Here is a 25324-nt window from a genome sequence, read left to right as displayed (position 1 = left end):
TGGGCAACGCGCACGGCCCGTGCGCCTCTGGTGCGGGCCCGAGCGACCCATGCACGAGAGGAGAATGGGCCATGACCAATATCGTGATCGCATCCGCCGCACGGACAGCCGTCGGCAGCTTCAACGGCAGTTTCGCCGCCACTCCGGCCCACGATCTGGGCGCCGCCGTTCTGGAGGCGCTGGTGGAGCGTGCGGGCATCGACAAGTCCGAAGTCTCGGAGACGATCCTCGGCCAGGTTCTCACGGCGGCCCAAGGCCAGAACCCAGCAAGACAGGCGCACATTAACGCTGGCCTTCCTGAAGGAAGCGCGGCCTGGGGCATCAACCAGGTCTGCGGCTCGGGTCTTCGCGCCGTTGCGCTCGGCGCGCAGCACATCATGCTCGGTGATGCGGAGATCATCTGCGCCGGCGGTCAGGAAAGCATGTCTCTCAGCCCCCATGCGGCGCATCTGCGCGCCGGCCACAAGATGGGCGACGTCAAGTATATCGACACGATGATCCGCGACGGACTTTGGGACGCGTTCAACGGCTACCACATGGGCCAGACTGCCGAGAATGTCGCCGAGAAGTGGCAGATCAGCCGCGAGCAGCAGGACGAATTCGCCCTCGCCTCCCAGAACAAGGCCGAAGCCGCGCAAAAGGCTGGCCGCTTCGACGACGAGGTGATCCCCTTCACGGTCAAGACCCGCAAGGGCGATATCGTGGTGGACAAGGACGAGTACATCCGCCTCGGCGCGACCATCGACAACATGCAGAAGCTGCGCCCCGCCTTCACGAAAGATGGCAGCGTCACCGCGGGCAACGCCTCGGGTCTCAATGACGGTGCTGCCGGCGCGCTTCTGATGACCGCCGAGAATGCTGAAAAGCGCGGCATCGAGCCGCTGGCGCGCATCGCGTCTTACGCGACCGCGGGCCTCGATCCGTCGATCATGGGCGTCGGTCCGATCTACGCGTCGCGCAAGGCGCTCGAGAAGGCAGGCTGGAAACCGGAAGATCTCGATCTCGTCGAAGCGAACGAGGCCTTCGCGGCACAGGCCTGCGCGGTCAACAAGGACATGGGCTGGGACCCCGAGATCGTGAACGTCAACGGAGGCGCAATCGCCATCGGCCACCCGATCGGCGCTTCGGGCGCGCGCGTTCTGAATACGCTTCTCTTCGAGATGAAGCGCCGCGACGCCAAGAAGGGACTCGCGACACTCTGCATCGGCGGCGGCATGGGCGTCGCCCTCTGCGTCGAGCGCGACTGAAAGAGCGGGCGGGGGTCAAACTCCCCGCCTTTTTTCATGGCGCACGCGTTCATGCCCCCCACGCAACTCGTCTTCTCCGGAGGCGGTCTGCGCTGCTTCTGGCAGGGCGGCTTTCTCGAGGTCGTCTGCAAGGAGCACGAGATCGCGCCCAAGCGGGTCACCGGCGTGTCGGGCGGCGCGCTCTCGGCGGTGGGGTTCCTCTCGGGCCGCGAACACGATCTCTATGACGAGATGTGCGCCGCCTTCGAGGAACAGCACCGCAACCACAATGCCGACTCGCTCTTCGACGAGAAGGAAGGCGGGCTGACCCCGCATCAGGAAATCTACTGCAAGGTGGTCGAGAACGCCATCGATGCGGAGGCGGAGCGGCGCATTGCCGACGGTCCGCAGCTGCAGATCCTGATCGCCCATCCGCCCGCTTCGAAGGCGCCGGCCACGACGGGCGCAGCGATGGCGATGGCCTATCAGGCCGAGCTCTACATCAAGTCGAGCCCGCATTTCGGCTGGGCCGAGAAGATGGGTCTGACCTATTCGCTCGTCGATGCGAACAAGGCCGCACGCGAGGGCAAGCTCGTGCATCTCGTCTGCGCAGCGGCGACGATCCCCCCGGTGTTCAAGCCGCCACAATGGGACGACAAGCCGGTGATCGACGGCGGCATGGCCGACCAGGCCCCGATGCCCGATCCCGACGAAGGCGACACGACGATCCTTCTGACCCGGCGCTACCGGAACCTGCGAGACGAGGATCGTCTGACTTATATCGCACCGAGCGAGGCGACACCCGCCGACAAGATCGACTTCACCGATCCACAGAAACTGCGATTGACCTGGGAGCAGGGCGAGGCCGATGCGCGGCGGTGGCTTGACGGCAAGCTGGATTGATGGTCTCTCGACACATGAAATAATGTTGCGCGTGAGGGGCGCGCGATAGCAACACTATTACCAAGCGAGGAGGAAGACATATGGGACGTGTAGCATTGGTCACTGGCGGTAGCCGGGGCATCGGCGCGGCAATTTCGAAAGCGCTGAAAGCCGAAGGTTACGAAGTTGCGGCGACCTATGCCGGCAATGACGAGAAGGCCAAGGCCTTCACCGACGAGACCGGCATCAAGACCTACAAGTGGAACGTTGCCGACTACGAGAGCTCCAAGGAGGGCCTCGCCCAGGTCGAGGCCGATCTCGGCCCGATCGAGGTCGTCGTCGCCAATGCCGGCATCACCCGCGATGCGCCCTTCCACAAGATGACGCCCCAGCAATGGCAGGAGGTCATCGACACCAACCTTACCGGCGTCTTCAACACGGTCCACCCGCTCTGGCCGGGCATGCGCGAGCGCGGCTTCGGCCGGATCATCGTCATCTCCTCGATCAACGGTCAGAAAGGCCAGTTCGCGCAGGTCAATTACGCCGCGACCAAGGCGGGCGATCTCGGCATCGTCAAGTCGCTGGCGCAGGAAGGCGCGGGCAAGGGCATCACCGCCAACGCGATCTGCCCCGGCTACATCGCGACAGAAATGGTCATGGCCGTCCCCGAGAAGGTCCGCGAAGCGATCATCGGCCAGATCCCCGCAGGCCGCCTCGGCGAGCCCGAGGAGATCGCGCGCTGCGTGACCTTCCTCGCCTCGGACGACTCGCAATTCATCAACGGCTCGACGATCTCCGCCAACGGCGCTCAGTTCTTCGTCTGATCTCCGCTGCAATGCCGCCCGCAAGGGCGAAAGAGCCCCGTCCCCTCGGTCGGGGCTCTTGCTTTTTCGCACAGACGTCGCGCGTAAACTCGCATTTACGCGCAGATCTGCGCGCCTATCTTTGCCGCGAACAGAGATGGAGGGACATCCCATGATCAAGGACATCCAAGGCCTGCACCATGTCACCTCGCTGGCATCGGGCGCCCAGACGAACAACGATTTCTTCACCAAGACGCTCGGCCTTCGCCGGATCAAGAAGACGGTGAATTTCGACGCGCCCGAGGTTTATCACCTCTATTACGGTGACGAGATCGGCACGCCCGGTACGGTCATGACCTATTTCCCTTTCCCTAACGCCCGCCGCGGCCGCGCCGGTACCGGAGAGGTCGGAACAACCGTGTTTTCCGTGCCGAAAGGCGCCCTTGGCTATTGGGAAGAAAGGCTGTCTGCCGCTGGCACTCCCAACCTCACCCGTGACAGCCGCTTCGGCCAAGAAAGGCTGCGCTTCGCGGGGCCCGACGGCGACGGCTTCGCGCTCGCTGAGGTCGACAGCGACAGCCGCACGCCCTGGACGGGTCACGGCGTGCCGGCGGATGTGGCCATCCGCGGCTTCCACTCAACTGATATGCGGCTCACCGACACCGCTGCGACGGCGGAGCTTTTGACCTTCATGGGCTATGAGAAGGTGGACGCGCAGGGGGAAGTCACGCGCTTTGCCATTCCGGGCGGCAACGACGCCAACACGATCGACCTTACCAAGATCGCCGCGCCACATGCCGATCAGGGGGCTGGTTCGGTCCACCACGTCGCATTCGCCGTCGAGGACCGCGAGACGCAACTCGAAGTGCGCCGGGCGCTTTCCGACACGGGATATCAGGTCACGCCGGTGATCGACCGGGATTATTTCTGGGCGATCTACTTCCGCACGCCCGGCGGCGTGCTCTTCGAAGTGGCGACCAACGAGCCCGGCTTCGACCGAGACGAGGATACCGCGCATCTCGGCGAAGCGCTGAAATTGCCAAGCCAGCATGAGCACCTGCGCGCCGCGCTCGAAAGCCGGTATCTGGAGCCGATCCATGACTGAGGCGGCCTATACCTTCGCAGAAACGGAGGGCGCACCCGGTGCGCCCCTCGTCTTCACTTTTCACGGCACCGGCGGGACCGAGCAGCAATTCCACCGTTTCGCCTCGGACCTCGTGCCGGGAGCGCATGTCATCTCGCCGCGCGGCGATGTCTCGGAACATGGCGCCCTGCGCTACTTCCGTCGAACGGGCGAAGGCGTCTACGACATGGAAGATCTGGCGCAGAGACGCGCCGCGATGACGGGATTTCTGAAGGCTCACGTCTCTCGGCTGGGGGCGCGCAGCGTTATAGCGCTCGGGTACTCCAACGGCGCGAATATCGTCGCGGCGGTTGCGCTCGAAGCGCCCGAGATCTTTACCGATTTGGCGCTTTTGCACCCGCTGATTCCGTGGGCCCCTGCCTCGCAGCCGGGTCTCTCGGGCCGGCGCATCCTGATCAGCGCGGGCGAGCGCGATCCGATCTGTCCCGAACCGAAGACACAGGCACTCGTTGATTACTTTGGAGACCAAGGCGCGGATGTCACCGCACGTTGGCATCCCGGCGGTCACGAGATCGCGCATTCCGAGATCGAGGCTCTGTCCGAATTTCTGTCCTGACTGAACAAGTCCTCAACTGTCCGGCACCGCGGATCGCGCGGTGCCGAAAAGGATCATCGCGCCGCGTCAGTGCATGGGATGCGCGGACAGACGCGAGATTTCCTCCTTGAGCCGCAGCTTCTGCTTCTTGAGCTCAGCCACGCGAAGACCGTCCGTCCCGGGAGAGCGCTGGGCCGCCTCCACCTTGTCCGACAGGATCGCATGCTTTTTCTTCAGCTCCGACAGGTGCGAACTCAGGCTCATGGTAGACCTCCTAGACTGATGTGAGACTCCGAAGTGGAGCATAAGAGACATAGGAAGTCACGCTGCAGGCGCAAAATCCGCAAAGCAAAACACCGCCGATTGTAATTTTATTGATCGGATGCCCCGAAATGGAGCGCAGCCGCCTCGCGGAGCACCGCACGTATGCGCGGGGCATAGTCTTCTCCATCTCGGACGTGACGCGAGCCTTCATGGAGGACGATCGGCGCGTGAAGGCGAAACTCCGCGCGTCCGCCCTTGCGGCCTCGCACGAGCACGAGCCGCGCCGCGCGGCCTGATCGCGGCGCGAGAGGTTGCACTTCGAGGCTGCCAAGCAAGCCCTGCATCGCGTCCAAAAGCTCCGGCAGGCGCTCGGCCCGGACGATCATCGTAAGACGCCCGGCTGGCGCGAGGCGCTTCGATCCCGCGCGTACCCAATCTGCAAGCGGGGCCTCCTCGCCGCGTCCGGCCTCCCGGCCCGCATCCCGCGCGGCGGTCCGGTCAGCCGCTTGAAAATAGGGCGGGTTGGCAATGATATGATCGAAACTCTCGGCCCGGAGCTCGGCCGGCATCTCCCGCAAATCCGCCGCGAAGATCCGCGCGGCGATGCCCGTCGCCGCAGCGTTTCGCACCGCAAGGTCGGCATAGGCCGCCTGTCGCTCCAGCCCGGTCAGCGACAGGCCAGGCACACGCGCGCCCAGCGCCAGAAGTGCCGGCCCCGCCCCGCACCCAAGGTCCAGCACCCGCTCGCCTCGGCGCGCGGGCACGGAGGCGGCCAGGAGAATCGGGTCGATCCCCGCGCGGTATCCCGATTTCGGCTGATAAAGCGTGATCCGTCCGCCAAGAAACGCGTCATGGCTCAGCTCCGCCTCGGCGAAGCCGAGCCCGTCAGCCGTCAAGCTTGACCCCGTTTTCCCAAAGTGCCGTCCTCGCACGCGCCAGGTCGCTCGAGCGCACCATAAGGCGGCGCGGCAAAATGCCGATGGAGCCTTCGAGGACGCTCATGTTTACGTCCAACTCGAAGCTCTCTATACCCTCGTCGTCGAGTATGGCTCGAGCCAGGGGGATCAGCGTGATGTCATTCGTGCGCAGCAATTCTTCCATGGGCGCGAGTTAACCTTCTGCTATTTCGAGTGTCGAGAGCCCGGAGACCCCATGAGCCTGGATCACCCCGCGCAGAAACCGCATGACCGCCTCGCCGCCGCTCTCGAGTCAGAGATGGGCGAGGTCAACACGCTCATCCGCACGCGGATGGCCTCTGAACATGCGCCGCGCATCCCCGAAGTCACCGCGCATCTTGTTGAAGCGGGCGGCAAACGTCTGCGCCCGATGCTGACGCTCGCCGCGGCGAAGATGTGCGGGTATCCCGGTCCCTACCACGTGCATCTCGCCGCGACGGTGGAGTTCATTCACACCGCGACGCTCTTGCATGACGACGTCGTGGACGAGAGCGCCCAGCGGCGCGGGCGGCCGACCGCAAACCTTCTCTGGGACAACAAGTCGAGCGTTCTGGTGGGCGACTACCTTTTCGCCCGCTCCTTCCAGCTCATGGTCGAGACAGGCAATCTGCGCGTGCTCGACATCCTGTCGAACGCCGCTGCGACGATCGCCGAAGGTGAGGTGCTGCAACTTTCCGCCGCGCAGGATCTTCGGACAGACGAGTCCATCTACCTCAAGGTCGTGCGCGGCAAGACCGCCGCGCTCTTCTCGGCGGCGACCGAGGTCGGCGGCGTGATCGCGGGCGTCGACGAGGCGCAGGTTGAGGCGCTTTTCGACTACGGTGACGCGCTCGGCATCGCCTTCCAGATCGTCGATGATCTGCTTGACTACCAAGGCGATACGAAGGCCACCGGCAAGAATGTCGGCGACGATTTCCGCGAGCGCAAACTGACGCTGCCGGTCATAAAGGCCGTCGCTCAGGCAGACGCCGAAGAGCGTGCCTTCTGGTCTCGCGTCATCGAGAAGGGCAAGCAGGAAGACGGCGATCTCGATCATGCGCTGATGCTGCTCGACCGGCACGGCGCGCTCGAGGCGACGCGAGACGATGCGCTCGGCTGGTCGGCGAAGGCAAAGGACGCGATGTCCAAACTTCCGCGAAGCGATCTGCGCGAGATGCTGATCGATCTGGCGGATTACGTGGTCGCGCGGATCAGCTAGGGCCTTGCCAGAGGGGCAAGGCTCAGCCACGCTGAGGGCAAAGCGATTGACTGGTTTCTCATGCGCCGCTCCACGATCCTCGCCCCGCTTCTGATCCCGACCGCGCTTGTCGCGGCCGATCTGCCTGCGCCCGTCACAGACGACGACTACCGCCCGGTCAGGATCTCCGAGGCTTGGCTCGGCCAGCAGCTCTTTTACGATCCGATCCTGTCGGGCAACCGTGAAGTGGCCTGCGCGTCCTGCCACCATCCGGAGTTCGGAACCGGTGACGGGCTCTCGCTCGGGCTCGGCGATGGCGGCATCGGGATGGGGCCGAAGCGCACGCCCAACCCTGACAACATGCCGGAGCAGCGTATTCCCCGCAACGCCCAGGCGCTGTGGAACCTCGGGGCTCACGAGTTCCGGGTGATGTTCCACGATGGCCGCGTCGAGATCCGCGAGGATGGCTCCATCCGCACCCCGCTTGGGCAGGACATGGTTGAGGATTTCGCCTCGCTCCTCTCCGCGCAGACCATGTTTCCTGTCCTGTCGGCCGATGAAATGGCCGGGCATCACCAGGAAAACGAGATCTCGACCGCCGTGCGCCAAGGTCGCCTGACCGGCGAAGGCGGGGCCTGGGATCTCATCGCCCGGCGTGTCGCGGGGGTTGAGGGCTACGCGCAAAGCTTCCCGGCGGTCTATGCGGATATCGAGACACCCGAGGACATCACCTTCACCCGTATCTCGGACGCGATCGCCGCCTTCATCGAATTCGAATGGCGCTCGGATCAGAGCCCGTTCGACGCCTACCTGCGCGGCGAGGATGCCCTGAGCACCGAAGCGGAGCGCGGCATGGAATTGTTTTACGGCGAGGCAGGCTGCGCGGAGTGTCATTCGGGCAAATTCCAGACCGATCACGGGTTCCACGCGATGGGGGATGTGCAGCTCGGCCCGGGCAAGGCCGCCGCTTTCGAAAGCCACGCGCGCGATGAGGGACGCATGCGCGTGACCGGCGATCCGGCCGACGCCTACGCGTTTCGCACGCCCTCCCTTCGCAATGTCGCGCTGACGTCGCCTTACGGTCACGCGGGCGCTTATGACGAGCTTGCCGCGTATCTTCGTCATCATGTCGACCCGCGCGCAAAGCTGGAAAGCTACGAGACAAGTGCGGTGCTGCCCGCGCTTCAGACGGAGGATTGGCGGATTCTCTCGGACAGCGACGAGCGCGCCGCGATTGCAGCCGCGGTTCATCGCGCGCCCGCCCCTCTCGGCGAGGGCGAGATCGCAGCGCTGGTCGCCTTCCTCGAGGCCCTGACCGATCCTGCGGCGCGCGAAGGTCGTCTCGGTATTCCGGGATCGGTCCCGAGCGGCCTGCCCGTGCCTACTCCCTGACGAGGCGGTGGAGCCCGTTCAGCCTGAGCCGCAGCGGGCCGGCCTGCGTGCCGTCGGGCCAAGTGATTTCGACCCGTGCCGAGCCGGCATCCCCAAGGCCCCAATGCAGAGGCCCGGCATCGCCGCCGGCATGGCCGCCGCCAACCGTGACTTCCTGCAAGCGGCCGTTCACCCGAACCTCGGCACCGACGGCGCCGGGATTTGGACCGGGCTGCACGAGATCTATGGCGATCCAGTTCCCGGTCTCCTCGGTCACGTTGCGGTATAGCTCCATCCCGGCACGCCGATTGACCACGACGAGATCAAGCCGGCCGTCGAAATCGAGATCGCTGAGCGCCGCACCCCGCGCACGGTCCAGCGTCGCAATGCCAGCGCTCTCGCCATGCTCAACGAACGTGCCGTCCTCTTCCTGCATCAGCAGGTTGTTGGGATCGTCCATCGCCATGCCGGGCATCTGGTCGACATTGCCCTTCGCGATGAAGAGATCGTCGAGCCGGTCGTTGTTCACATCGCCGAACTCCGCGTGCCAGCCGGTCGAGGGTCGGCCATCGCCGCCGGTGAAGGGCCGCTGCGCGTAGGTGCCGATCTCGAACGGGGCGGCCTTGTAGCCATCCCGACCCGCGATCTGCAAAAGCTGGTCGCCCATCGAGGTGAGCATGACTTCCGCGCGCCCGTCCCCGGTCAGATCGCGCGCGGCGATGCCCATGCCCCAGAGCTGCGGGCCATCCCAGCCATCCGCTTCGGTCAGAAAGCGCCGCTCGCCAATATCCCACATCTGCTCGGCCCCGCCGCGCACGTAATAATGCCGGTCATTGGAGATACGCAGCGTGGGCTCGCGGCGCCAATCCTTCGCGGCGAGCATCGACAAGGGGCAGAAGCCCGGCGTCAATTCCTCGGCCTCGTAACCGTTTGGGCCAGGCCGCAGGATCGCGTTGGCGTCGCAGACCTCGAACGGGCCGTCCGGATCGCTGCGGTCGACATAGTGACCCACTGCCAGCGTCGGCCGGTCCTCGCCGGGTTCGAACCATGCGGTGAAGGCCGTTGTCCACTGATCCGTCTGTGGCAGGCCGATCTCTTCGGTGCCGTCGCGAAACGCGCAATCCCCATCGCCCAGAAGGGCCAAGTCGGGGCCGACGCGCATCACGTAGAGGTCGATCTCCGCGTCATCATCGAGATGCAGCGGATAGGCTCCGGTCACTCCCGTCAGTTCCGGCAGGTCGCCCTTTGCGAATTGCATGCCCCCTTCGTTCAGAAACAGCGCCGCGGGGGTCTCGCCACCGGCGGCGAAGAGTTCGGGCAAACGGTCGTCGTTGCAATCGAAGACCGCGACGCCGCCGCCCACGAAATGCTCCCATCCGCCGGAATAGACATGGTCATCGAGCGGAGTGTCGATCCGCTCGAATCGCGGCTCGCCGAATGCAGGGCTGGCGATCAGCGCCACGGCCAGGATGGTCCTCATGCCGCGCCTCCGAGAATGCGGTCCGTCTCTGCCGAGAGGGCCAGCGCCGTCGCGCCGCGCGCCCAGACAAGGTCGCCCCAGGCGTGGATCTCGATGCGCGCGGGCGTGCGCCCCTCGTTGAGCGAGAGCGCGGCGACTTCGGCCAGCACCTCGTCGGCATAGAGGTAATCGTAGCGCATGCGCGCGCCCGATAGAATGATGAGTTCGGGATCGAAGAGCTGCACGACGTTCGACAGGCCGAGCGAGAGGTAGCGCCCGGCGCGGGAGAAGATCGTGCGGGCGGCCCGGTTGCCGGCGCGCGCCTCCTGGAACAGCGCCTCGATGGCGCGGTGCGGCGCGGCAATGGTCTCCGGTCCGTGGTCGAGCGCGATCGCGGCCTCGCGGGCGAGCGCGTAATCGGCGACATAGGCTTCGAGACAGCCGCGCTTGCCGCAGCGGCAGAGCGCGCCGTCGAGCTGCACCTTCGTGTGACCAAGTTCGAGGCCCATCCCGCGCGAGCCGCGGAACGGCCGGTTGCCGAGGACCATGCCCATGCCGACGCCCTGCTCGATCGTGACGACGGCGAAGTCGCTTTTCGCGCGGCCCGCGCCGAACCAGAGCTCGGCGAGGCCGAGCATGTTGACGTCGTTGTCGAGATGGACCGGAAGACCGAGCCGCGCCTCGAGCGCTGCTTTGAGATCGATGTCGGTCTCGCGCATCAGGGGCGACCAGAGCACGTGGCCGCGATCGTGATCGACAAGCCCCGGCAATCCTACCGCCAGGGCCGAAAGCGCGGATAGATCAAGTCCGACCTGTGTCAGTGTCCTCTCGACCAGCGCGGCGACCTCGTCGACCCGCTCCGCCATCGGGCGCCGACCGGCGCGCGCCTCGGACGTGAGCGCGCCAAGCTCCGCCCCCGCGAAGTCCGAGATCATCGCGGAGTGGATCTGGTCCGAGAGCTTCACACCGAGAACGCAGCCCGAAGACCCGACGACACTGAGCGCGATGGGTGGGCGGCCCCGAACGGCGGCACGATCCGTTTCCTCGACCTCTTCGAGCAGTCCGCGCGCGATCAGATCCGCCGAGATCTGCGTGACCGAGCCGGCACTGATCCCGACATCGCGGGCGGTCTCGGCGCGGGTGGCCCGCCCTCGCGCACGCACATGCTCGAATACCTGTTGCCGCAGCGGTTTCGCCTCGCCATTGTCACCGCGCAGGAGCGGGCCGCACCCCTCGGCCATAAGCGAATCGCCACCCGCATCAAGCGCTGATGGCGCACCGAATTTCTTTACATCTCGAATATAAGCGGTCTGCTCGTCGGCCATACTTTCCTCATTCCAGCGCAAGACTGTCTCTCCCCGCCGCCGATTTCGACATTTTCACGTATATCCTGTCAATTTTATTTTGACACGTGAAGATAATAAACGCATCTTCCTTGGTCAGGGTCACAAGACTCGGCGTCCGTCCTGGAGAGGCGGGCGACACGCATAGGGAGGAAGACATGCATAAGGCATTGCTTGCCGCCGTCGTCGCGACGGTCGGCTTCAGTTCGGCAGCCATCGCCCAGGACAACCTGACCGTGGGCGTGAGCTGGTCGAATTTCCAGGAAGAGCGCTGGAAGACCGATGAGGCGGCGATCCGGTCCGCACTCGACGAGGCTGGCGCAGAATATGTCTCGACCGACGCGCAATCCTCGTCCGCCAAGCAGCTCTCGGATGTCGAGAGCCTGATCGCGCAGGGCGTCGACGCGCTCATCATTCTCGCGCAGGATTCACAGGCCATCGGCCCCGCCATCGACGCAGCCTTCGCGGAAGGCATTCCGGTCGTCGGCTATGACCGTCTGATCGAGGACGACCGCGCCTTCTACCTGACCTTCGACAACGTCGAAGTCGGCCGGATGCAGGCCCGTGCCGTGCTCGAAGAAGCGCCCACCGGCAATTACGTGATGATCAAGGGTTCGCCCACCGACCCCAACGCGGATTTCCTGCGCGGCGGTCAGCAGGAAGTCCTGCAGGAAGCCATCGACGCGGGTGACATCACCATCGTCGGCGAGGCCTATACCGATCAGTGGCTCCCCGCGAACGCGCAGCGTAACATGGAGCAGATCCTGACCGCGCAGGACAACAACGTCGATGCGGTCGTCGCCTCCAATGACGGCACCGCCGGCGGCGCTGTCGCAGCGCTCACCGCTCAGGGCATGGAGGGTATCCCGGTCTCCGGCCAGGACGGCGACCACGCCGCGCTGAACCGCATCGCGCAAGGCACGCAGACCGTGTCCGTCTGGAAAGACGCCCGCGACCTCGGAAACCGCGCGGGCGAGATCGCCCTGTCGCTCGCTGGCGGCACCGAGATGTCCGAGATCGAAGGCGCCGAAGAGTGGACGTCGCCCGCGGGCACGACGCTCTGGGCCGAGTTCCTCGAGCCGGTCCCGGTCACGGCGGACAACCTCTCCGTTGTCGTCGATGCCGGCTGGATCGAGCAGGAAGCGCTCTGCCAGGGCGTCGAGAACGGCCCCGCGCCCTGCAACTGATCCTGACGATCTGAACACGTCCCGCGGCGGACAGCCGCCGCGGGACTTTCACTTCAAGCCCCCAATCGCACCGCCCGGACGCCCCTCACGCGCCGCGCCCGGTCCGAGCCCCGAGACGAGCCAATCCCATGAGCGACACGACCCAAGCCTCCTCCTCCGGCGGACGGCAGCGCCGATCCATCTGGAAGAGCCTCGAGATCGACCCACGCCTCCTCGGCATGATCGGGGCGTTCATCGCCATCGCGGTCATCTTCAACATCATGACGGGCGGGCGGTTCCTGACGCCGCGCAACATCTTCAACCTGACGATCCAGACGGTCTCGGTCGCGATCATGGCGACCGGCATGGTCTTCATCATCGTCACCCGGCACATCGATCTTTCGGTCGGCGCGCTTCTGGCGACCTGTTCGGCGGTCATGGCAATGATGCAGACGCGCTGGCTGCTCGACTTGGGCTTCGATCTCGGCCATCCGCTTCTGCCCTGGCTCGCCATCGGCGCGGGCATCATCGTCGGCACGATCATCGGCGCCTTCCAGGGCTGGCTCGCGGGGTACCAAGGCATCCCGGCCTTCATCGTGACGCTCGGAGGCTTGCTCGTCTGGCGAAACGTCGCCTGGTATCTCACGGACGGACAGACAATCGGGCCACTCAACGAGACCTACTCCGCCTTCGGCGGCATCCAGGGCACTCTCGGCTCGTTCTGGAGCTGGGTCGTCGGCCTCATCGCCGTCGCGGCGGCACTCGTCGGCCTATGGTCCGCACGCCGCAACAAGGTCGCGCACGACTTCCCGGTCAAGCCGCTCTGGGCCGAAGGTGTGGTCGCGGCGATCATCGCGGGCGGCATCCTCGGCTTCGTCTGGATCCTGACCTCCTACGAGATCCCCCAGCGCGTGCTGGAGCGCGACTTCGAAGCCGCGGGCCGCGTTCTGCCCGAAGGCTATACCGCGTCCTACGGCCTGCCATTCTCGGTCCTCGTCCTGATCGCGGTCGCCATCGTCATGACGATCATCGCAACGCGCACGCGCCTAGGCCGCTACATCTTCGCAACCGGCGGCAACCCGGACGCGGCGGAGCTGTCGGGCATCAACACCAAGCTTCTCACGGTAAAGGTCTTCGCGATCCTCGGCGCGCTCTGCGCGATCTCCGCGGTCGTGGCCTCTGCACGCCTTGCCAACCACACCAACGATATCGGCACGCTCGACGAGCTGCGCGTCATCGCAGCCGCCGTGATCGGGGGCACCGCGCTCTCGGGCGGGATCGGCACGATCTACGGCGCGATCCTCGGCGCGCTCATCATGCAATCGCTACAATCGGGCATGGCGATGATGGGCGTCGACGCGCCGTTCCAGAACATCGTCGTGGGCGGCGTCCTGGTCCTCGCCGTGTGGATCGACATCCAGTACCGCAAATGGACGGGAGAAGGAAAATGACGACTCCCCTGGTCGAACTCAAGAACATCTCGATCGCCTTCGGCGGCGTGCAGGCGGTGGACGATGTGTCCATCAGCCTGATGCCCGGCGAGGTCCTCGGCCTCCTCGGCCACAACGGCGCGGGCAAGTCGACGCTCATCAAGATCCTGTCGGGCGCCTACAAGATGGATTCCGGCGAGATCCGTATCAACGGCGAGAAGGTGGACATCTCCTCCACCCGCGATGCGCGCCGACACAACATCGAGACGATCTACCAGACCCTCGCGCTGGCCGACAATCTCGATGCACCGTCGAACCTCTTTCTCGGACGCGAGCTGACCAACGTCTTCGGCCTCGTCGACGATGCGCGCATGGAAGCCGAGACGCGCAAGATCATGAAGCGGCTCAATCCCAACTTCAAAAAGATCACCGAGCCGGTCTCGGCGCTCTCGGGCGGCCAGCGCCAGTCTGTCGCCATCGCCCGCGCGGTCTATTTCAACGCCAGGATCCTGATCATGGACGAGCCGACCGCCGCGCTCGGGGTCCACGAAACGCAGATGGTCGCCGACCTCATCAAGGAGCTGAAGGCGCAAGGTCTGGGTATCTTCCTCATCAGCCATGACACGCGCGAGATGATGGAGCTCTGCGACCGCGTCTCGGTGATGAAGAACGGCCAGCTGATCGGCACCGAACGGGTCGAGGACGTGACCGAGGACGACATCCTGTCGATGATCATCCTTGGCAAGAATCCTCGCGAAAAAGCGGTCGCCTGAGGTAATTCATGTATATCGGACTGGACCTCGGAACGTCGGGCCTGAAGGCCGTTCTCGTCGACGACACGCAAACGATTCGCGCGGAAAAGACCGTCCCGCTCACCGTCGCCCGCCCCGCGCCCGGCTGGTCCGAACAGGATCCCGAAAGCTGGTGCGAGGCGGCGGATCAGGCGATGGCCGGGCTTGGCGATCTCTCTGCCGTACGCGCGATCGGGCTCTCGGGGCAGATGCACGGCGCGACGCTTGTCGGCGCGGATGACCGCGCGCTGCGCCCGTCAATCCTTTGGAACGACACGCGCGCGAGCGAAGAGGCCGCGGAACTGGATGCGGACCCGCGCTGGCGCGAAATCACCGGCAATATCGTCTTTCCGGGCTTTACGGCGCCGAAACTTGTCTGGGCCGCCCGTCACGAGCCCGAAGCCTTCGCCGCAACCAAGCGCGTCCTTCTGCCGAAGGATTACCTGCGCCTCTGGCTGACCGGCGAGGCCGTGGCCGAGATGTCCGATGCGGCGGGGACGTCGTGGCTCGATACCGGCGCGCGGGACTGGTCGGACGAGCTCTTGTCGCTGACAGGGCTTTCGCGCGGACACATGCCGCGCCTCGTGGAAGGGTCGGAGCCTTCCGGCATCGTCCGGCCCGAACTTGCCAGCCGCTGGGGCCTGCCCGAAGGCGTCACCGTTGCGGGCGGGGGTGGCGACAACGCGGCCTCGGCCATCGGCTGCGGTGTGGTGCGCGCAGGCGAAGCCTTTGTCTCGCTCGGCACGTCCGGCGTCCTCTTCGCGGCCGCCGATGCCTACCAGCCCGCGCCGGAAACGGCGGTTCACACCTTCTGCCACGCATTGCCCGGCACCTGGCACCAGATGGGCGTGATCCTTGCCGCGACCGATGCGCTCAACTGGTATGCGGGTACGACCGGCAAAGAGGCTTCGGCGCTGACCGGCGCGCTCGGGGCGCTCGAACCTCCGGCGCGAACGCTGTTTCTCCCCTATCTCGGCGGCGAGCGGACCCCGCATAACGATGCGCGCATTCGCGGTGCGTTCCTCAATCTCGATCACGCCTCCGACCAGGCCGCGCTGACGCGCGCGGTCCTGGAGGGCGTGACCCACGCCATCCGCGATTGTTTCGATGCGCTGACCGCCACGGGCACACGGATCGAAAAGCTGATCGCCGTGGGTGGCGGCGCGCGGTCCGACTACTGGCTGTCGGCGCTGGCCACCTCGCTCGATCTTTCGGTCGAACGGCCCGTCTCGGGCGATTTCGGCGGTGCCTTCGGCGCGGCGCGGCTTGCAATGATGGCCGATGGTGCGAGCGCGGATATCGCCCAACCGCCAGAGACCGACCGCGTCTTCGCCCCCGACCCCGCGCTTCGCGATGCCTTCGCCGATGCACATGCCCGCTACCGCGCGGCCTACCACGCACTCAAGGACCTGACATGACTGATTTCTTCAAGGACATCCCGCCAATCCGCTTCGAGGGAACTGAGAGCGACACGGAATTCGCCTTCCGCCATTACGACCCGTCCGAAACGCTGGGCTGCAAGACCATGGCCGAGCATCTGCGCTTCTCGGTCGCCTACTGGCATTCCTTCGCCTGGGAGGGCGGCGATCCCTTCGGCGGCCAGACCTTCGAGCGGCCCTGGTTCGGAGACACGATGGACGCTGCCAAGATGAAGGCCGACGCCGCCTTCGAGATGTTCCGCATCCTCGGCCAGCCCTTCTTCTGCTTTCACGATGTCGACGTGCGTCCCGAGGGCGAGACCTTCGCGGAAAGCCTGAGCAACCTTGAAGAGATCACCGATTATCTCGGGCAGAAAATGGACGAGACCGGCACGCGTCTTCTCTGGGGCACGGCCAACATGTTCACCCATCGCCGCTGGATGTCGGGCGCGGCAACCAACCCCGACCCCGATGTCTACGCCTATGCGGCAGCGACGGTGAAATCCTGCATGGATGCCACCAAGAAGCTCGGCGGCGCGAATTACGTGCTCTGGGGCGGGCGCGAAGGATACGAGACGCTGCTGAACACCGACCTGAAGCGAGAGCGTGAGCAGGCCGGACGGTTCCTGAACGCAGTGGTCGACTACAAGAAGAAGATCGGCTTCGAGGGCGCGATCCTTCTCGAGCCGAAGCCCCAGGAGCCCTCCAAGCACCAGTACGATTACGACGTGGCCACGGTCTACGGCTTCCTCAAGGAATTCGGCCTCGAGAACGAGGTGCAGATGAATATCGAGCAGGGTCACGCGATCCTGGCGGGCCACAGCTTTGAACACGAGCTGGCAATGGCGGCGGCGTTCGGTATTCTTGGATCGATCGACATGAACCGGAACGATTACCAATCGGGCTGGGACACCGACCAGTTCCCGAACAACGTGCCCGAAGTCGCGCTGGCCTATTACGAGGTGCTGCGAGCAGGCGGGTTCGTTTCGGGCGGCACCAATTTCGACGCCAAACTGCGCCGCCAATCGCTTGATGCGGAAGACCTGATCCTGGCGCATGTTGGCGGAATGGACACCTGCGCACGCGGCTTCAAGGCGGCCTGGGCGATGCTCGAGGACGGCTCGCTCGAAGAGGCGAGAGTGGCGCGCTACGCGGGCTATGACAGCTCTGATGTCCTCGGCCAGGACCTCGGCACGCTCTACGAGCGGGTTCTGGAAGAGAACATCAATCCAAGCCCGCGTTCGGGGCGTCAAGAACGCCTCGAGAACCTGGTGAACCGGTTCGTCTGAGACGCCGCTCCCCTTCTTTGGGTTGGCTCAAATACCGCGGGGAGCGCGAGGGGCAGCGCCCCTCGCCCTTCACGGGTTGAGCGTTACGGCCCGAACCCACCAATTGCCCTGCGCGGCTGAGATCCGGTTTGCCGCCGCGTCGGCGGCCCCTGCATCGGTATAGATTCCGAAACAGGTCGCGCCCGATCCCGACATCTGTGCGAAAAGCGCATCGTCCAGCGCCGCGAGCGCGGTTTCGATCTCGGGCGCGGCGGCTATGGCTAGCGCGGTCAAATCGTTCCGTGTGCCGGAAAGGAAATCGGCGACATCGGCGACATCGCGCGTTTCGGGCCAGGTCTCGGGCATCGGCGGGTTTTCTCGCGCCGTCAAAGTCCTGAAGATCTCCGCCGTCGACACGCCGACACCCGGATTGACAAGAACGGCGGGTATCTTCGGCAAGCCCGGCACGATCCGGATCGCCTCGCCTGCGCCCGATATGCGCTGCGCCTTGGGATCGAGGCACATCGGCACATCCGCGCCAAGCGCCATCGCCTGACGCGGCAGGGGCATGCCCCAGAGCTCGGACAGGGCCCGCAAGACAGCCGCGGCGTCCGACGATCCGCCGCCGATCCCGGCTGCGCTCGGCAAGTGCTTTTCAAGCGTGATCTTCGCCCCGCGTACTGGATCCAGGAACCGCGCCGCCCGAAAGACAAGGTTGTCCTCGCCATCCGGCACGCCATCCGCCATTGGACCTGTCACATCGAGCGACAGATCCTCGGCTGCCTCAACCCGCACCACGTCGCCAAGATCGGCGAACACGACAAGGCTGTCGAGGAGGTGATATCCGTCGGCCCGTCGTCCGGTGATGTGTAGCGAGAGGTTGAGTTTGGCTGGTGCGCGTTCCTCAATTACCATTGCCAACGGCCACGTCGAGGGGCGCGGATCCTTCCTCTTCGAGAACCCGGTCAAGCCCGACCTCGAGCTTGCGGCGGATCCTCTCGGGATCGGCATCCTCGGAGACGTTCTCGAAATCGACGAAGGAAAGCGCGCGCTTCCACATGAATTCGGCTTCAAGCTCGCGCCCCACGGCCCAGTAGGCATCGCCGAGATGGTCGTTCACGACCGGATCGATGGGCATGAGTTCGGCGGCGCGCTCGAGCTGATCCACCGCCTCTTCGTAGCGGCCGAGCCGGTAGTAGACCCAGCCGAGACTGTCGACGATGTAGCCCGCATCCGGGCGCGCCGCGACGGCACGTTCGATCATGTCGAGCGCCTCGTCGAGTTTCACCTGTTGCTCGACCAGCGAATAACCGAGGTAGTTGAGAACTTGCGGCTGTTCGGGGTTAAGCTCCAGCGCGGCGCGGAAATCGGCTTCGGACTGCTCCCAATTGCCAGAGCGCTCATAGGCGATACCGCGGGCATAGTAGAGGAACCATTGCTCGCGCGCTTCCTTTTCATAGCTGTCGAGCGCGCGGGTATAGGCCGCGATCGCCTCGTCATACCGCTCTTCGCGGCGCAGGAAATCCGCGAGGGTCGATTGCACGACGGGCAAATCGCCATGGGTCTCCGCGAGGCTCTGCAGCGCTTCGAGCGCGGCATCGGTGCGGCCGATCTCGCGCAGCGCCTCGGCGCGGCCGATCTCGGCGGCATGAAAGGCAGGATCGTCGCGCGGGACGGTGTCATAGGTCTCGGCGGCCAGCTCGTATTGCTCGAGCGCGCGCAGCAGCTCGGCAGCCATGAGGGTCGCATCCGCGAAGTCCGGTTTGAGATGCTGGGCGACACGCGCATAGAGAAGGGTGAAATCCTCGCTCGCATCCGTCGTCAGCGCAGAGCCGATGGTAAAGAACGTCTCCGCAAGCCCGTCCTTCGCGCCGCGGATCATGTCGAACGGCACTGTCTCACCGGCGTCCAGCCGAGCGACTAGGTCACGCAGTTCGGGATCGAGCCCGGAATTGAAGCTCTGGTCGATCAGCGCGAGCGCTTCCTCGTTGCGGTCGAGCTGGCTGAGGATGGCGGTGCGCGCAAGAATGCCGCGGCGGGTGAAATCGACACCGCCGCCCATCTCGCCGGAAAAGAGCGCATCCGCCCCTTCGAAATCGCCGACGGAGGCGAGCGCCAGCGCCTTGTGATAGGCCGCGAACGGCGCCAGTCCTTGCGTCTCGCCCACCGCGTCGAAGGCGTTCAGCGCAGATGACATGTCGCCCTGCCCCAACAGCGACCAGGCACGGATCAGGCCATCGACGAGCGGGCCCGCGCCACGATCGTTATCGATCGCCGCAAGGACCGCGGCGTAGTTTTCGCGCTCCATGTCCGCGGCGAGCACCGCCATTTGCCCGACTTGCGTATTCTGGCCGGTCTCCAGAATGCGTTCTCCGAGGTCCGCGGCGCGCTCGACATTGCCGAGGGACATATGCGCCAGGGCGGAGCGCTCCAGGAATTCGAGACTCTCGGGGTCATGCATCAGCGTGCGATCGAAATACCGCGCGGCGGCTTCGAAATCGCCGCTCATGCCGGCATGGCGGGCGGCGAGGTAATCGCCCGCGACACCTTGCGCCTCTGCGCCGATGGGCAGGGCAAGCGCCAGTGACGCCAGCGCGGCTTTCGTCCAATGCGTGGTGGGGCCGGTCATTGGCATATCCTTCGGCTCGGGCCTCGTATTTCCCATAAGACTAACCCTGCCCCGCCCCGGCTTGCAATGCGGACAGCGCCACAGGGATCTGCACAGGCTCGCACGATGCGGTGAGGGCTGCTTTGCAGAGCGCAGAATACGAAAAGGGCGGCCCCGAAAGACCGCCCCAGGCGTCATGCATCATAACGCAAGCGCATCACATGTTGGGATAGTTCGGTCCGTCGCCGCCCTGCGGAACCGTCCAGACGATGTTCTGCGCGGGATCCTTGATGTCGCAGGTCTTGCAGTGCACGCAGTTCTGGAAGTTGATGACGAACTTCGGCTCGCCGCCCTCGTCGGGCGTGACAAACTCGTAAACGCCAGCAGGGCAGTAGCGTTGCGACGGTCCAGCATACTCGGTCCAATCGACGGCCACCGGCGTCTTCTCGTCCTTCAGCTTGAGATGCGACGGCTGGCTTTCCTCGTGGTTCGTCGCCGCGAAGGAGACATTGGTCAGCCGGTCGAAACTCAGTTTCCCGTCGGGCTTGGGATAATCGATCTTCTTGTGATCCTTGGCCTTGCCGGTCGCCTCGGCGTCGGACTTGCCGTGCTTGACCGTCCCGAAGAACGAGAAGCCGAGCGTGTTCGTCCACATGTCGAGCCCGCCCGCGACGAGGCTCGTGGTGAGCCCGTATTTCGACCACAGCGGCTTGACGTTGCGGACCTTCTTGAGATCCTCGCCGATTGCGCCGGTCCGCACTTCGGTCTCGTAGGCCGTCAGCTCGTCAGAGGCGCGACCTCCGGCCAGCGCCGCATGGGCCGCCTCGGCCGCCGCCTTGCCCGAAAGCATCGCGTTGTGATTGCCCTTGATGCGCGGCACGTTGACCATCCCCACGGAGCAGCCGAGCAGCGCCACGCCCGGCGCGACCATCTTGGGCATCGATTGGTAGCCGCCTTCGGAGATCGCCCGAGCGCCATAGGCCACCCGCTTGCCGCCCTCCAGAAGCTCGGCGACCATTGGGTGATGCTTGAAGCGCTGGAACTCCATGTAGGGGTAGAGGTGCGGGTTCTCGTAGTTGAGATGCACCACGAAGCCGACATAAACCTGGTTGTTCTCGAGGTGGTAGATGAACGAGCCGCCGCCCGCATTCTTGCCAAGCGGCCAGCCCATCGTATGGGTGACCGTGCCCTCGCGGTGCTTCTCCGGGTCGATCTCCCAGATTTCCTTCATGCCGAGACCGAATTTCTGCGGCTCGCTGTCCTTGGCCAGATCGTATTTGGCGATCACCTCTTTCGAGAGCGATCCACGCACGCCTTCGGAAAGGAAGACATACTTGCCGTGAAGCTCCATGCCCGGCTCGGTGTTCGGCCCGTAGGAGCCGTCAGCCTCGAGCCCGAAGACGCCCGCGACCACGCCTTTCACCTCGCCGTTCTCGCCATAGACGAGTTCGGAACAGGACATGCCCGGGAAGATCTCGACTCCCAGCTCTTCGGCCTGTTCGGCCATCCAGCGGCAGACATTCCCCATCGAGACGATGTAATTGCCGTGATTGTTCATGAGCGGAGGCATCGGCCAGTTCGGCACGCGCACCTTGCCCTCCTCGCCGAGGAGATAGAAATTGTCTTCCTTCACCGGCGTATTGAGCGGCGCACCCTTTTCCTTCCAGTCAGGGATGAGCGCATCGAGCCCGACGGGATCGAGCACCGCGCCCGAGAGGATATGCGCGCCGACCTCGGAGCCTTTCTCGAGCACGACCACGTTCAGGTCCGCATCGAGTTGCTTCAGGCGGATCGCGGCAGAAAGGCCGGCCGGCCCTGCGCCCACGATCACCACGTCATATTCCATCGCCTCGCGCTGGATCTCGGTCATGTCGCTCCCTTCGGGGCCGGAGGCCCCTTTTCGTGAAAACCTGCAGTGGATTAAAGGGCGCAAGGGGCGGGGGTCAATTGTGACACCGCGTCCCGATGGCCTCTTTGCGCGGCTTTTGCCCCGATTTCATGCACCGGAATGTACCGAAAGCGGCGTTCGCGACCCGTTCCGCGAATGGTCGCTTGGCGGCGCCCGACCGATGAGCCGCCCTGACAGCGTGTCGCCATCCCGCCCGCACCAAAATATTTTTGATGAGTTTAAGATGTTGGTTATCAAAGACGATTGTCGGCGCCGCGCCGACTTTCCGCGCTGCGGCATAAGTTGCTGACGGAACTGCACTTTCTCAGCAGGGTTGAGTGGCAACGCCAGCATCGCGCGAAGGACGAACGGCATGGGCGAAGCGCAATTCGAGCTCCATCTGATCGATTCCCTGATCGTCGTTGTTTATTTCGTGGGCATCATCGCGCATGGCGTCTACGTTTCGAAGAAGCGGGGCGGTGAGTCTGACGATTATTTCCTCGCGGGCCGCAATCTAGGCTGGTTCGTCATCGGTTTCTCGCTTTTCGCCTCGAACATGTCCGGTTCGAGCTTCGTGGGCCTGATGGGCGGCGCTTACGAGAACGGCATCGCCATCTACAATTACGAATGGACGGCGGCGATCGTCCTCATCCTCTTCGCGATCTTCATCTTGCCGTCCTACCTGCGCGCCAAGATCGCGACGACGCCGGAATTCCTCGAATTGCGGTTCGACGTGCGCTCCCGAAAGGCTTACTCGATCTTCACCATCCTCGCGGTGATGCTGATCGACGTGGCGGGTGCGCTCTATGCGGGCGGACTCGTCATCGCCAACACCTTTTCGTTCCTCAACATCTGGACCGCCGCGGCGATTCTTGCGCTGATCGCGGGGATCTATACGGTTCTCGGGGGTCTCGCGGCGGTCGTCGTGACCGACACGGTTCAGTCGATCCTGCTCATCCTCGGGGGTCTCCTGATTTTTTGGCTCGGCCTGCAGGAAATCGGCGGCTGGAGCGAGATCTGGAATGTCGAGGAGTCCAAGCAGCATCTCATCCTGCCGCGCGAGAACGACTTCACGCCGTGGCACGGGCTCTGGGGCGTGACGCTCCTGAGCTTCTACCTCTGGACCATGAACCAGTTCGTCGCCCAGAGGACGCTCGCGGCGAAAGACCTCAAGAACGGTCGGCTCGGCGCAGTGTTCGCGGGCTTTCTGAAGTTGCCGAATATCTTCATTATGATCATTCCCGGGCTTATCGCGCTACAGCTTTATCCCGACCTCGAAACGCCGGACCTCGCCTTTCCCAAGCTCGCCTTCGAACTCATGCCCATCGGCATCCGGGGCATCATCATGGCGGCGCTGATCGCGGCGATCATGTCCTCGGTGGACTCGGCTGCGACGGCACTGTCCTCCCTCGTCGTGAAGGACTTCGTGCAGCCCATGAACCCCGAGATGAGCGAGCGTCGGCTCGTCATCATCGGCCAGATCGCGACGGGCGGGTTCCTTGCCTTCGCGGCGGTCTATGCGCCCTTCATCGGGTCGTTCGGCACGCTCTTCGGCTATTTCCAGTCCTCGCTGAGCTACATCGTGCCGACGATCGTCGCGACCTACATGGTGGGCCTCGGGGTGACATGGGCGAACGGCACAGGTGCGTTCTGGACGATCATCTTCGGGCTGGCCGTCGGCATTCCGACTTTCATCCTGAAGGAGGTCACGGGCGTCTGGGATGGCATCGGCCTGCCCGACATCCACTACACCGTGATGGGCACGATCCTGTTCTTCGTCGGTATCGCCCTCAACCTCGGGATCTCCGCCGCGACCCGCCAGCCGAAGAAAGAGGGCGTGGACGAGCTGGTATGGTCCTCCGCCGAAGCGCGCGAGCTGCTGACGAAAGTCGGGACTCCCGTGTACACGAGCCCGCTGCTTTGGGGTCTAGTGCTTCTGATCGCGACGACGGGCATGGTGATCTGGCTCTGGTAGCGTGACGTGATGCGGCGCGCGCCCCTTGCAATCGAACGCCGCTCGCGTCAGGTATTTCATAACAATTGGGCAGTTTCGCAGGGAACCGGGCCCAGGACCAAAGACGTTCGGACGGCACCATGGAAAAGATACTGATGACCCGCGCGGGTTACACCGCGCTCGAAACCGAATTGAAGCAGCTCAAGTCCGAAGAGCGCCCGGCGATCATTCAGGCGATCGCGGAAGCGCGCGAGCTTGGCGATCTCAAGGAGAACGCGGAATACCATTCCGCGCGTGAGAAACAGGGCTTCATCGAGGGCCGGATCAAGGAGCTCGAGAGCGTGCTTGGCCTCGCCGAGGTTGTCGATCCCAAGACTCTCTCGGGCCCGGTGAAGTTCGGCGCGACCGTGAAGGTCGTCGACGAGGACACCGACGAGGAAAAGACCTGGCAGATCGTGGGCGAACACGAGGCCAGCATCGAGAAGGGTTTGCTCAACGTGAAATCGCCCATTGCCCGTGCCATGATCGGCAAGGAAGAGGGTGACAGCGTCGAGGTGCGGACGCCCGGTGGCGACAAGTCCTACGAGATCCTCTCGATCGACTACATCTGACAGCGCGAGGGCACCGGCAGATGGCCGTCGATCCCAGACAGAGCCGCCCGACCGCTCAGGTGGCACCGCCCGCCCGCGACATGCCCGGCGTCACCGGAGTGGAACGCATGGCGGTCGGCCTCAGCGGTCTGTGGCTGCTGATCGCCGTCGGTTTCTTCCTGCTCGTCGGCATCGATGGCGAAGGCGGTCTGCGTTTCCTTCTGACGCTGATGGTGGTGTTCCTTCCCGTGGCGATGATCTGGGTCGCCGCAATGGCGCTTCGGGCGACGCGGGTGATGCGGATCGAGGCGCAGCGGCTCGAAACAGCGGTCGACGCGCTTCGCAAGGCTTATGTCCAGCAGACGCGCGATGCCGCGCCCGAGACGAGCGCGGCCATCGCCAAGAAACTCGACGAGATCGCAGCGACGCAGAAGAAGACCGAGACGGCGCTCGCGATGTTCACATCGACCCGCGCGAGAGAGGCCGTGACAAGCCGCCAGAGCCCCGGCGGCCCGGCACATAATGAGACCGATCAGCAGGATCTCGCGCTTGGCACCCCCGCCGAAGCCTTCGCCAAGCCGCTGTCCAATGGCGATTTCATTCGTGCGCTGAACTTCCCCGATACCGCCGAGGACGAGGTTGGGTTCGCGGCGCTCCGCCGGGCGCTCAAGCATCGGCCATCGGCACAGCTCGTCCAGGCGAGTCAGGACGTGCTGACCCTTCTGAGCCAGGACGGCATCTACATGGACGACCTGCGCCCGGACATGGCGCGGCCCGAACTCTGGCGCCGCTTCGCCCAGGGCGAACGCGGACGCGCCGTCGCGGCGCTCGGGGGCGTGCGGGATCGCACTTCCCTGGCGCTTACCAATACACGGATGAAGGAAGACGCGATCTTCCGCGACGCCGCCCATCATTTCCTGCGGCTCTTCGACAAGGGGCTTGCGCGGTTCGAGCCCGAGGCCAGCGACACCGACATTCAAGCCCTCGCCGATACGCGCAGCGCGCGGGCGTTCATGCTCATCGGGCGGGTGACGGGCACCTTCGACTGACG

General features: G+C 64.7%; 23 protein-coding genes. 15 read left to right on the top strand and 8 right to left on the bottom strand.

What is annotated here, in order from left to right; translation table 11 throughout:
• The first annotated feature begins 71 nt into the window (after positions 1-71).
• The 5 genes from BM171_RS10460 to BM171_RS10440 all read left to right on the top strand — a co-directional run bounded on the left by BM171_RS10460 (position 72) and on the right by BM171_RS10440 (position 4611).
• A complete protein-coding gene (locus tag BM171_RS10460) occupies positions 72-1247 on the top strand; it encodes an acetyl-CoA C-acetyltransferase (protein ID WP_093011622.1) in 1176 nt (391 codons plus the stop codon).
• Between the two features lie 51 nt (positions 1248-1298).
• The gene (locus BM171_RS10455) at positions 1299-2129 is read left to right on the top strand and encodes a patatin-like phospholipase family protein (RefSeq protein WP_245760232.1); all 831 of its coding nucleotides are present in this window, start codon (positions 1299-1301) and stop codon (positions 2127-2129) included.
• Positions 2130-2209: 80 nt separating this feature from the next.
• A complete protein-coding gene (phbB, locus tag BM171_RS10450) occupies positions 2210-2932 on the top strand; it encodes an acetoacetyl-CoA reductase (RefSeq protein WP_093011616.1) in 723 nt (240 codons plus the stop codon).
• 151 nt (positions 2933-3083) lie between these two features.
• Positions 3084-4016 carry a VOC family protein gene (locus tag BM171_RS10445; protein WP_093011613.1) on the top strand — a complete coding sequence of 311 codons (933 nt, stop codon included), beginning with the start codon at positions 3084-3086 and terminating at the stop codon, positions 4014-4016.
• Complete coding sequence (locus BM171_RS10440; RefSeq protein WP_093011610.1) at positions 4009-4611, top strand: alpha/beta hydrolase; 603 nt, start codon at positions 4009-4011, stop codon at positions 4609-4611. Before BM171_RS10445 ends, BM171_RS10440 begins: the two co-directional genes overlap by 8 nt.
• Positions 4612-4677: 66 nt before the next feature.
• On the opposite strand, the gene BM171_RS10435 is transcribed toward BM171_RS10440, so the two are convergent.
• From BM171_RS10435 to BM171_RS10425, 3 genes are all read right to left on the bottom strand, one after another.
• Entirely contained in the window at positions 4678-4854 is a 177-nt protein-coding gene (locus tag BM171_RS10435; protein WP_093011607.1) for a YdcH family protein, read from the bottom strand.
• A gap of 107 nt (positions 4855-4961) precedes the next feature.
• Complete coding sequence (locus BM171_RS10430) at positions 4962-5750, bottom strand: tRNA1(Val) (adenine(37)-N6)-methyltransferase (protein ID WP_093011604.1); 789 nt, start codon at positions 5748-5750, stop codon at positions 4962-4964.
• Positions 5740-5955: a putative signal transducing protein gene (locus BM171_RS10425; protein ID WP_093011601.1), complete on the bottom strand. Its 216-nt coding sequence runs from the start codon at positions 5953-5955 to the stop codon at positions 5740-5742. Before BM171_RS10425 ends, BM171_RS10430 begins: the two co-directional genes overlap by 11 nt.
• Positions 5956-6006: 51 nt before the next feature.
• Between BM171_RS10425 and BM171_RS10420 the strand changes: the two genes are divergently transcribed.
• The gene (locus BM171_RS10420) at positions 6007-7008 is read left to right on the top strand and encodes a polyprenyl synthetase family protein (protein WP_093011598.1); all 1002 of its coding nucleotides are present in this window, start codon (positions 6007-6009) and stop codon (positions 7006-7008) included.
• Between the two features lie 60 nt (positions 7009-7068).
• Positions 7069-8379, top strand: coding sequence for a cytochrome-c peroxidase (locus tag BM171_RS10415; RefSeq protein ID WP_093011595.1), 1311 nt, complete (start codon positions 7069-7071; stop codon positions 8377-8379).
• On the opposite strand, the gene BM171_RS10410 is transcribed toward BM171_RS10415, so the two are convergent.
• Entirely contained in the window at positions 8369-9838 is a 1470-nt protein-coding gene (locus BM171_RS10410) for an FG-GAP repeat domain-containing protein (protein ID WP_093011592.1), read from the bottom strand. The two genes, BM171_RS10415 and BM171_RS10410, sit on opposite strands and share 11 nt — an antisense overlap.
• Positions 9835-11058 carry an ROK family transcriptional regulator gene (locus tag BM171_RS10405; RefSeq protein ID WP_093011818.1) on the bottom strand — a complete coding sequence of 408 codons (1224 nt, stop codon included), beginning with the start codon at positions 11056-11058 and terminating at the stop codon, positions 9835-9837. Before BM171_RS10405 ends, BM171_RS10410 begins: the two co-directional genes overlap by 4 nt.
• Positions 11059-11318: 260 nt before the next feature.
• Between BM171_RS10405 and xylF the strand changes: the two genes are divergently transcribed.
• From xylF to xylA, 5 genes are all read left to right on the top strand, one after another.
• Positions 11319-12347: a D-xylose ABC transporter substrate-binding protein gene (gene xylF, locus BM171_RS10400; protein ID WP_093011589.1), complete on the top strand. Its 1029-nt coding sequence runs from the start codon at positions 11319-11321 to the stop codon at positions 12345-12347.
• A gap of 128 nt (positions 12348-12475) precedes the next feature.
• The gene (locus BM171_RS10395) at positions 12476-13777 is read left to right on the top strand and encodes a sugar ABC transporter permease (protein ID WP_093011587.1); all 1302 of its coding nucleotides are present in this window, start codon (positions 12476-12478) and stop codon (positions 13775-13777) included.
• Positions 13774-14529, top strand: a complete 756-nt coding sequence (locus BM171_RS10390) for an ATP-binding cassette domain-containing protein (RefSeq protein WP_093011585.1) — start codon at positions 13774-13776, stop codon at positions 14527-14529. The genes BM171_RS10395 and BM171_RS10390 overlap by 4 nt, the downstream gene beginning before the upstream one ends.
• 8 nt (positions 14530-14537) lie before the next feature.
• Entirely contained in the window at positions 14538-15965 is a 1428-nt protein-coding gene (gene xylB, locus BM171_RS10385; RefSeq protein ID WP_093011582.1) for a xylulokinase, read from the top strand.
• Positions 15962-17254 (top strand): xylose isomerase, encoded by a 1293-nt coding sequence (gene xylA, locus BM171_RS10380; protein WP_093011579.1) that lies wholly within the window; start codon positions 15962-15964, stop codon positions 17252-17254. The genes xylB and xylA overlap by 4 nt, the downstream gene beginning before the upstream one ends.
• 69 nt (positions 17255-17323) lie before the next feature.
• On the opposite strand, the gene BM171_RS10375 is transcribed toward xylA, so the two are convergent.
• The 3 genes from BM171_RS10375 to BM171_RS10365 form a co-directional block, all read right to left on the bottom strand.
• The gene (locus tag BM171_RS10375; RefSeq protein ID WP_093011576.1) at positions 17324-18148 is read right to left on the bottom strand and encodes a 4-(cytidine 5'-diphospho)-2-C-methyl-D-erythritol kinase; all 825 of its coding nucleotides are present in this window, start codon (positions 18146-18148) and stop codon (positions 17324-17326) included.
• The gene (locus BM171_RS10370; RefSeq protein WP_093011573.1) at positions 18138-19862 is read right to left on the bottom strand and encodes a tetratricopeptide repeat protein; all 1725 of its coding nucleotides are present in this window, start codon (positions 19860-19862) and stop codon (positions 18138-18140) included. The genes BM171_RS10375 and BM171_RS10370 overlap by 11 nt, the downstream gene beginning before the upstream one ends.
• Before the next feature lie 196 nt (positions 19863-20058).
• Positions 20059-21711: an electron transfer flavoprotein-ubiquinone oxidoreductase gene (locus BM171_RS10365; protein WP_093011571.1), complete on the bottom strand. Its 1653-nt coding sequence runs from the start codon at positions 21709-21711 to the stop codon at positions 20059-20061.
• A 391-nt stretch (positions 21712-22102) separates the two neighbouring features.
• Here BM171_RS10365 and BM171_RS10360 point away from each other — a divergent pair, with 391 nt between their 5' ends.
• The 3 genes from BM171_RS10360 (at position 22103) to BM171_RS10350 (ending at position 25322) form a co-directional block, all read left to right on the top strand.
• Positions 22103-23704 carry a sodium:solute symporter family transporter gene (locus tag BM171_RS10360; RefSeq protein WP_093011568.1) on the top strand — a complete coding sequence of 534 codons (1602 nt, stop codon included), beginning with the start codon at positions 22103-22105 and terminating at the stop codon, positions 23702-23704.
• A gap of 119 nt (positions 23705-23823) precedes the next feature.
• Positions 23824-24294: a transcription elongation factor GreA gene (gene greA / locus BM171_RS10355; protein WP_093011565.1), complete on the top strand. Its 471-nt coding sequence runs from the start codon at positions 23824-23826 to the stop codon at positions 24292-24294.
• Between the two features lie 20 nt (positions 24295-24314).
• The gene (locus BM171_RS10350; protein ID WP_175497534.1) at positions 24315-25322 is read left to right on the top strand and encodes a hypothetical protein; all 1008 of its coding nucleotides are present in this window, start codon (positions 24315-24317) and stop codon (positions 25320-25322) included.
• Positions 25323-25324: the final 2 nt, after the last annotated feature.

Source organism: Roseivivax halotolerans (assembly GCF_900115815.1).
GTDB lineage: Bacteria > Pseudomonadota > Alphaproteobacteria > Rhodobacterales > Rhodobacteraceae > Roseivivax > Roseivivax halotolerans.
The sequence above is the reverse complement of the archived record's forward strand: the minus strand, read 5'-3'. Positions and strand labels throughout refer to the sequence as shown.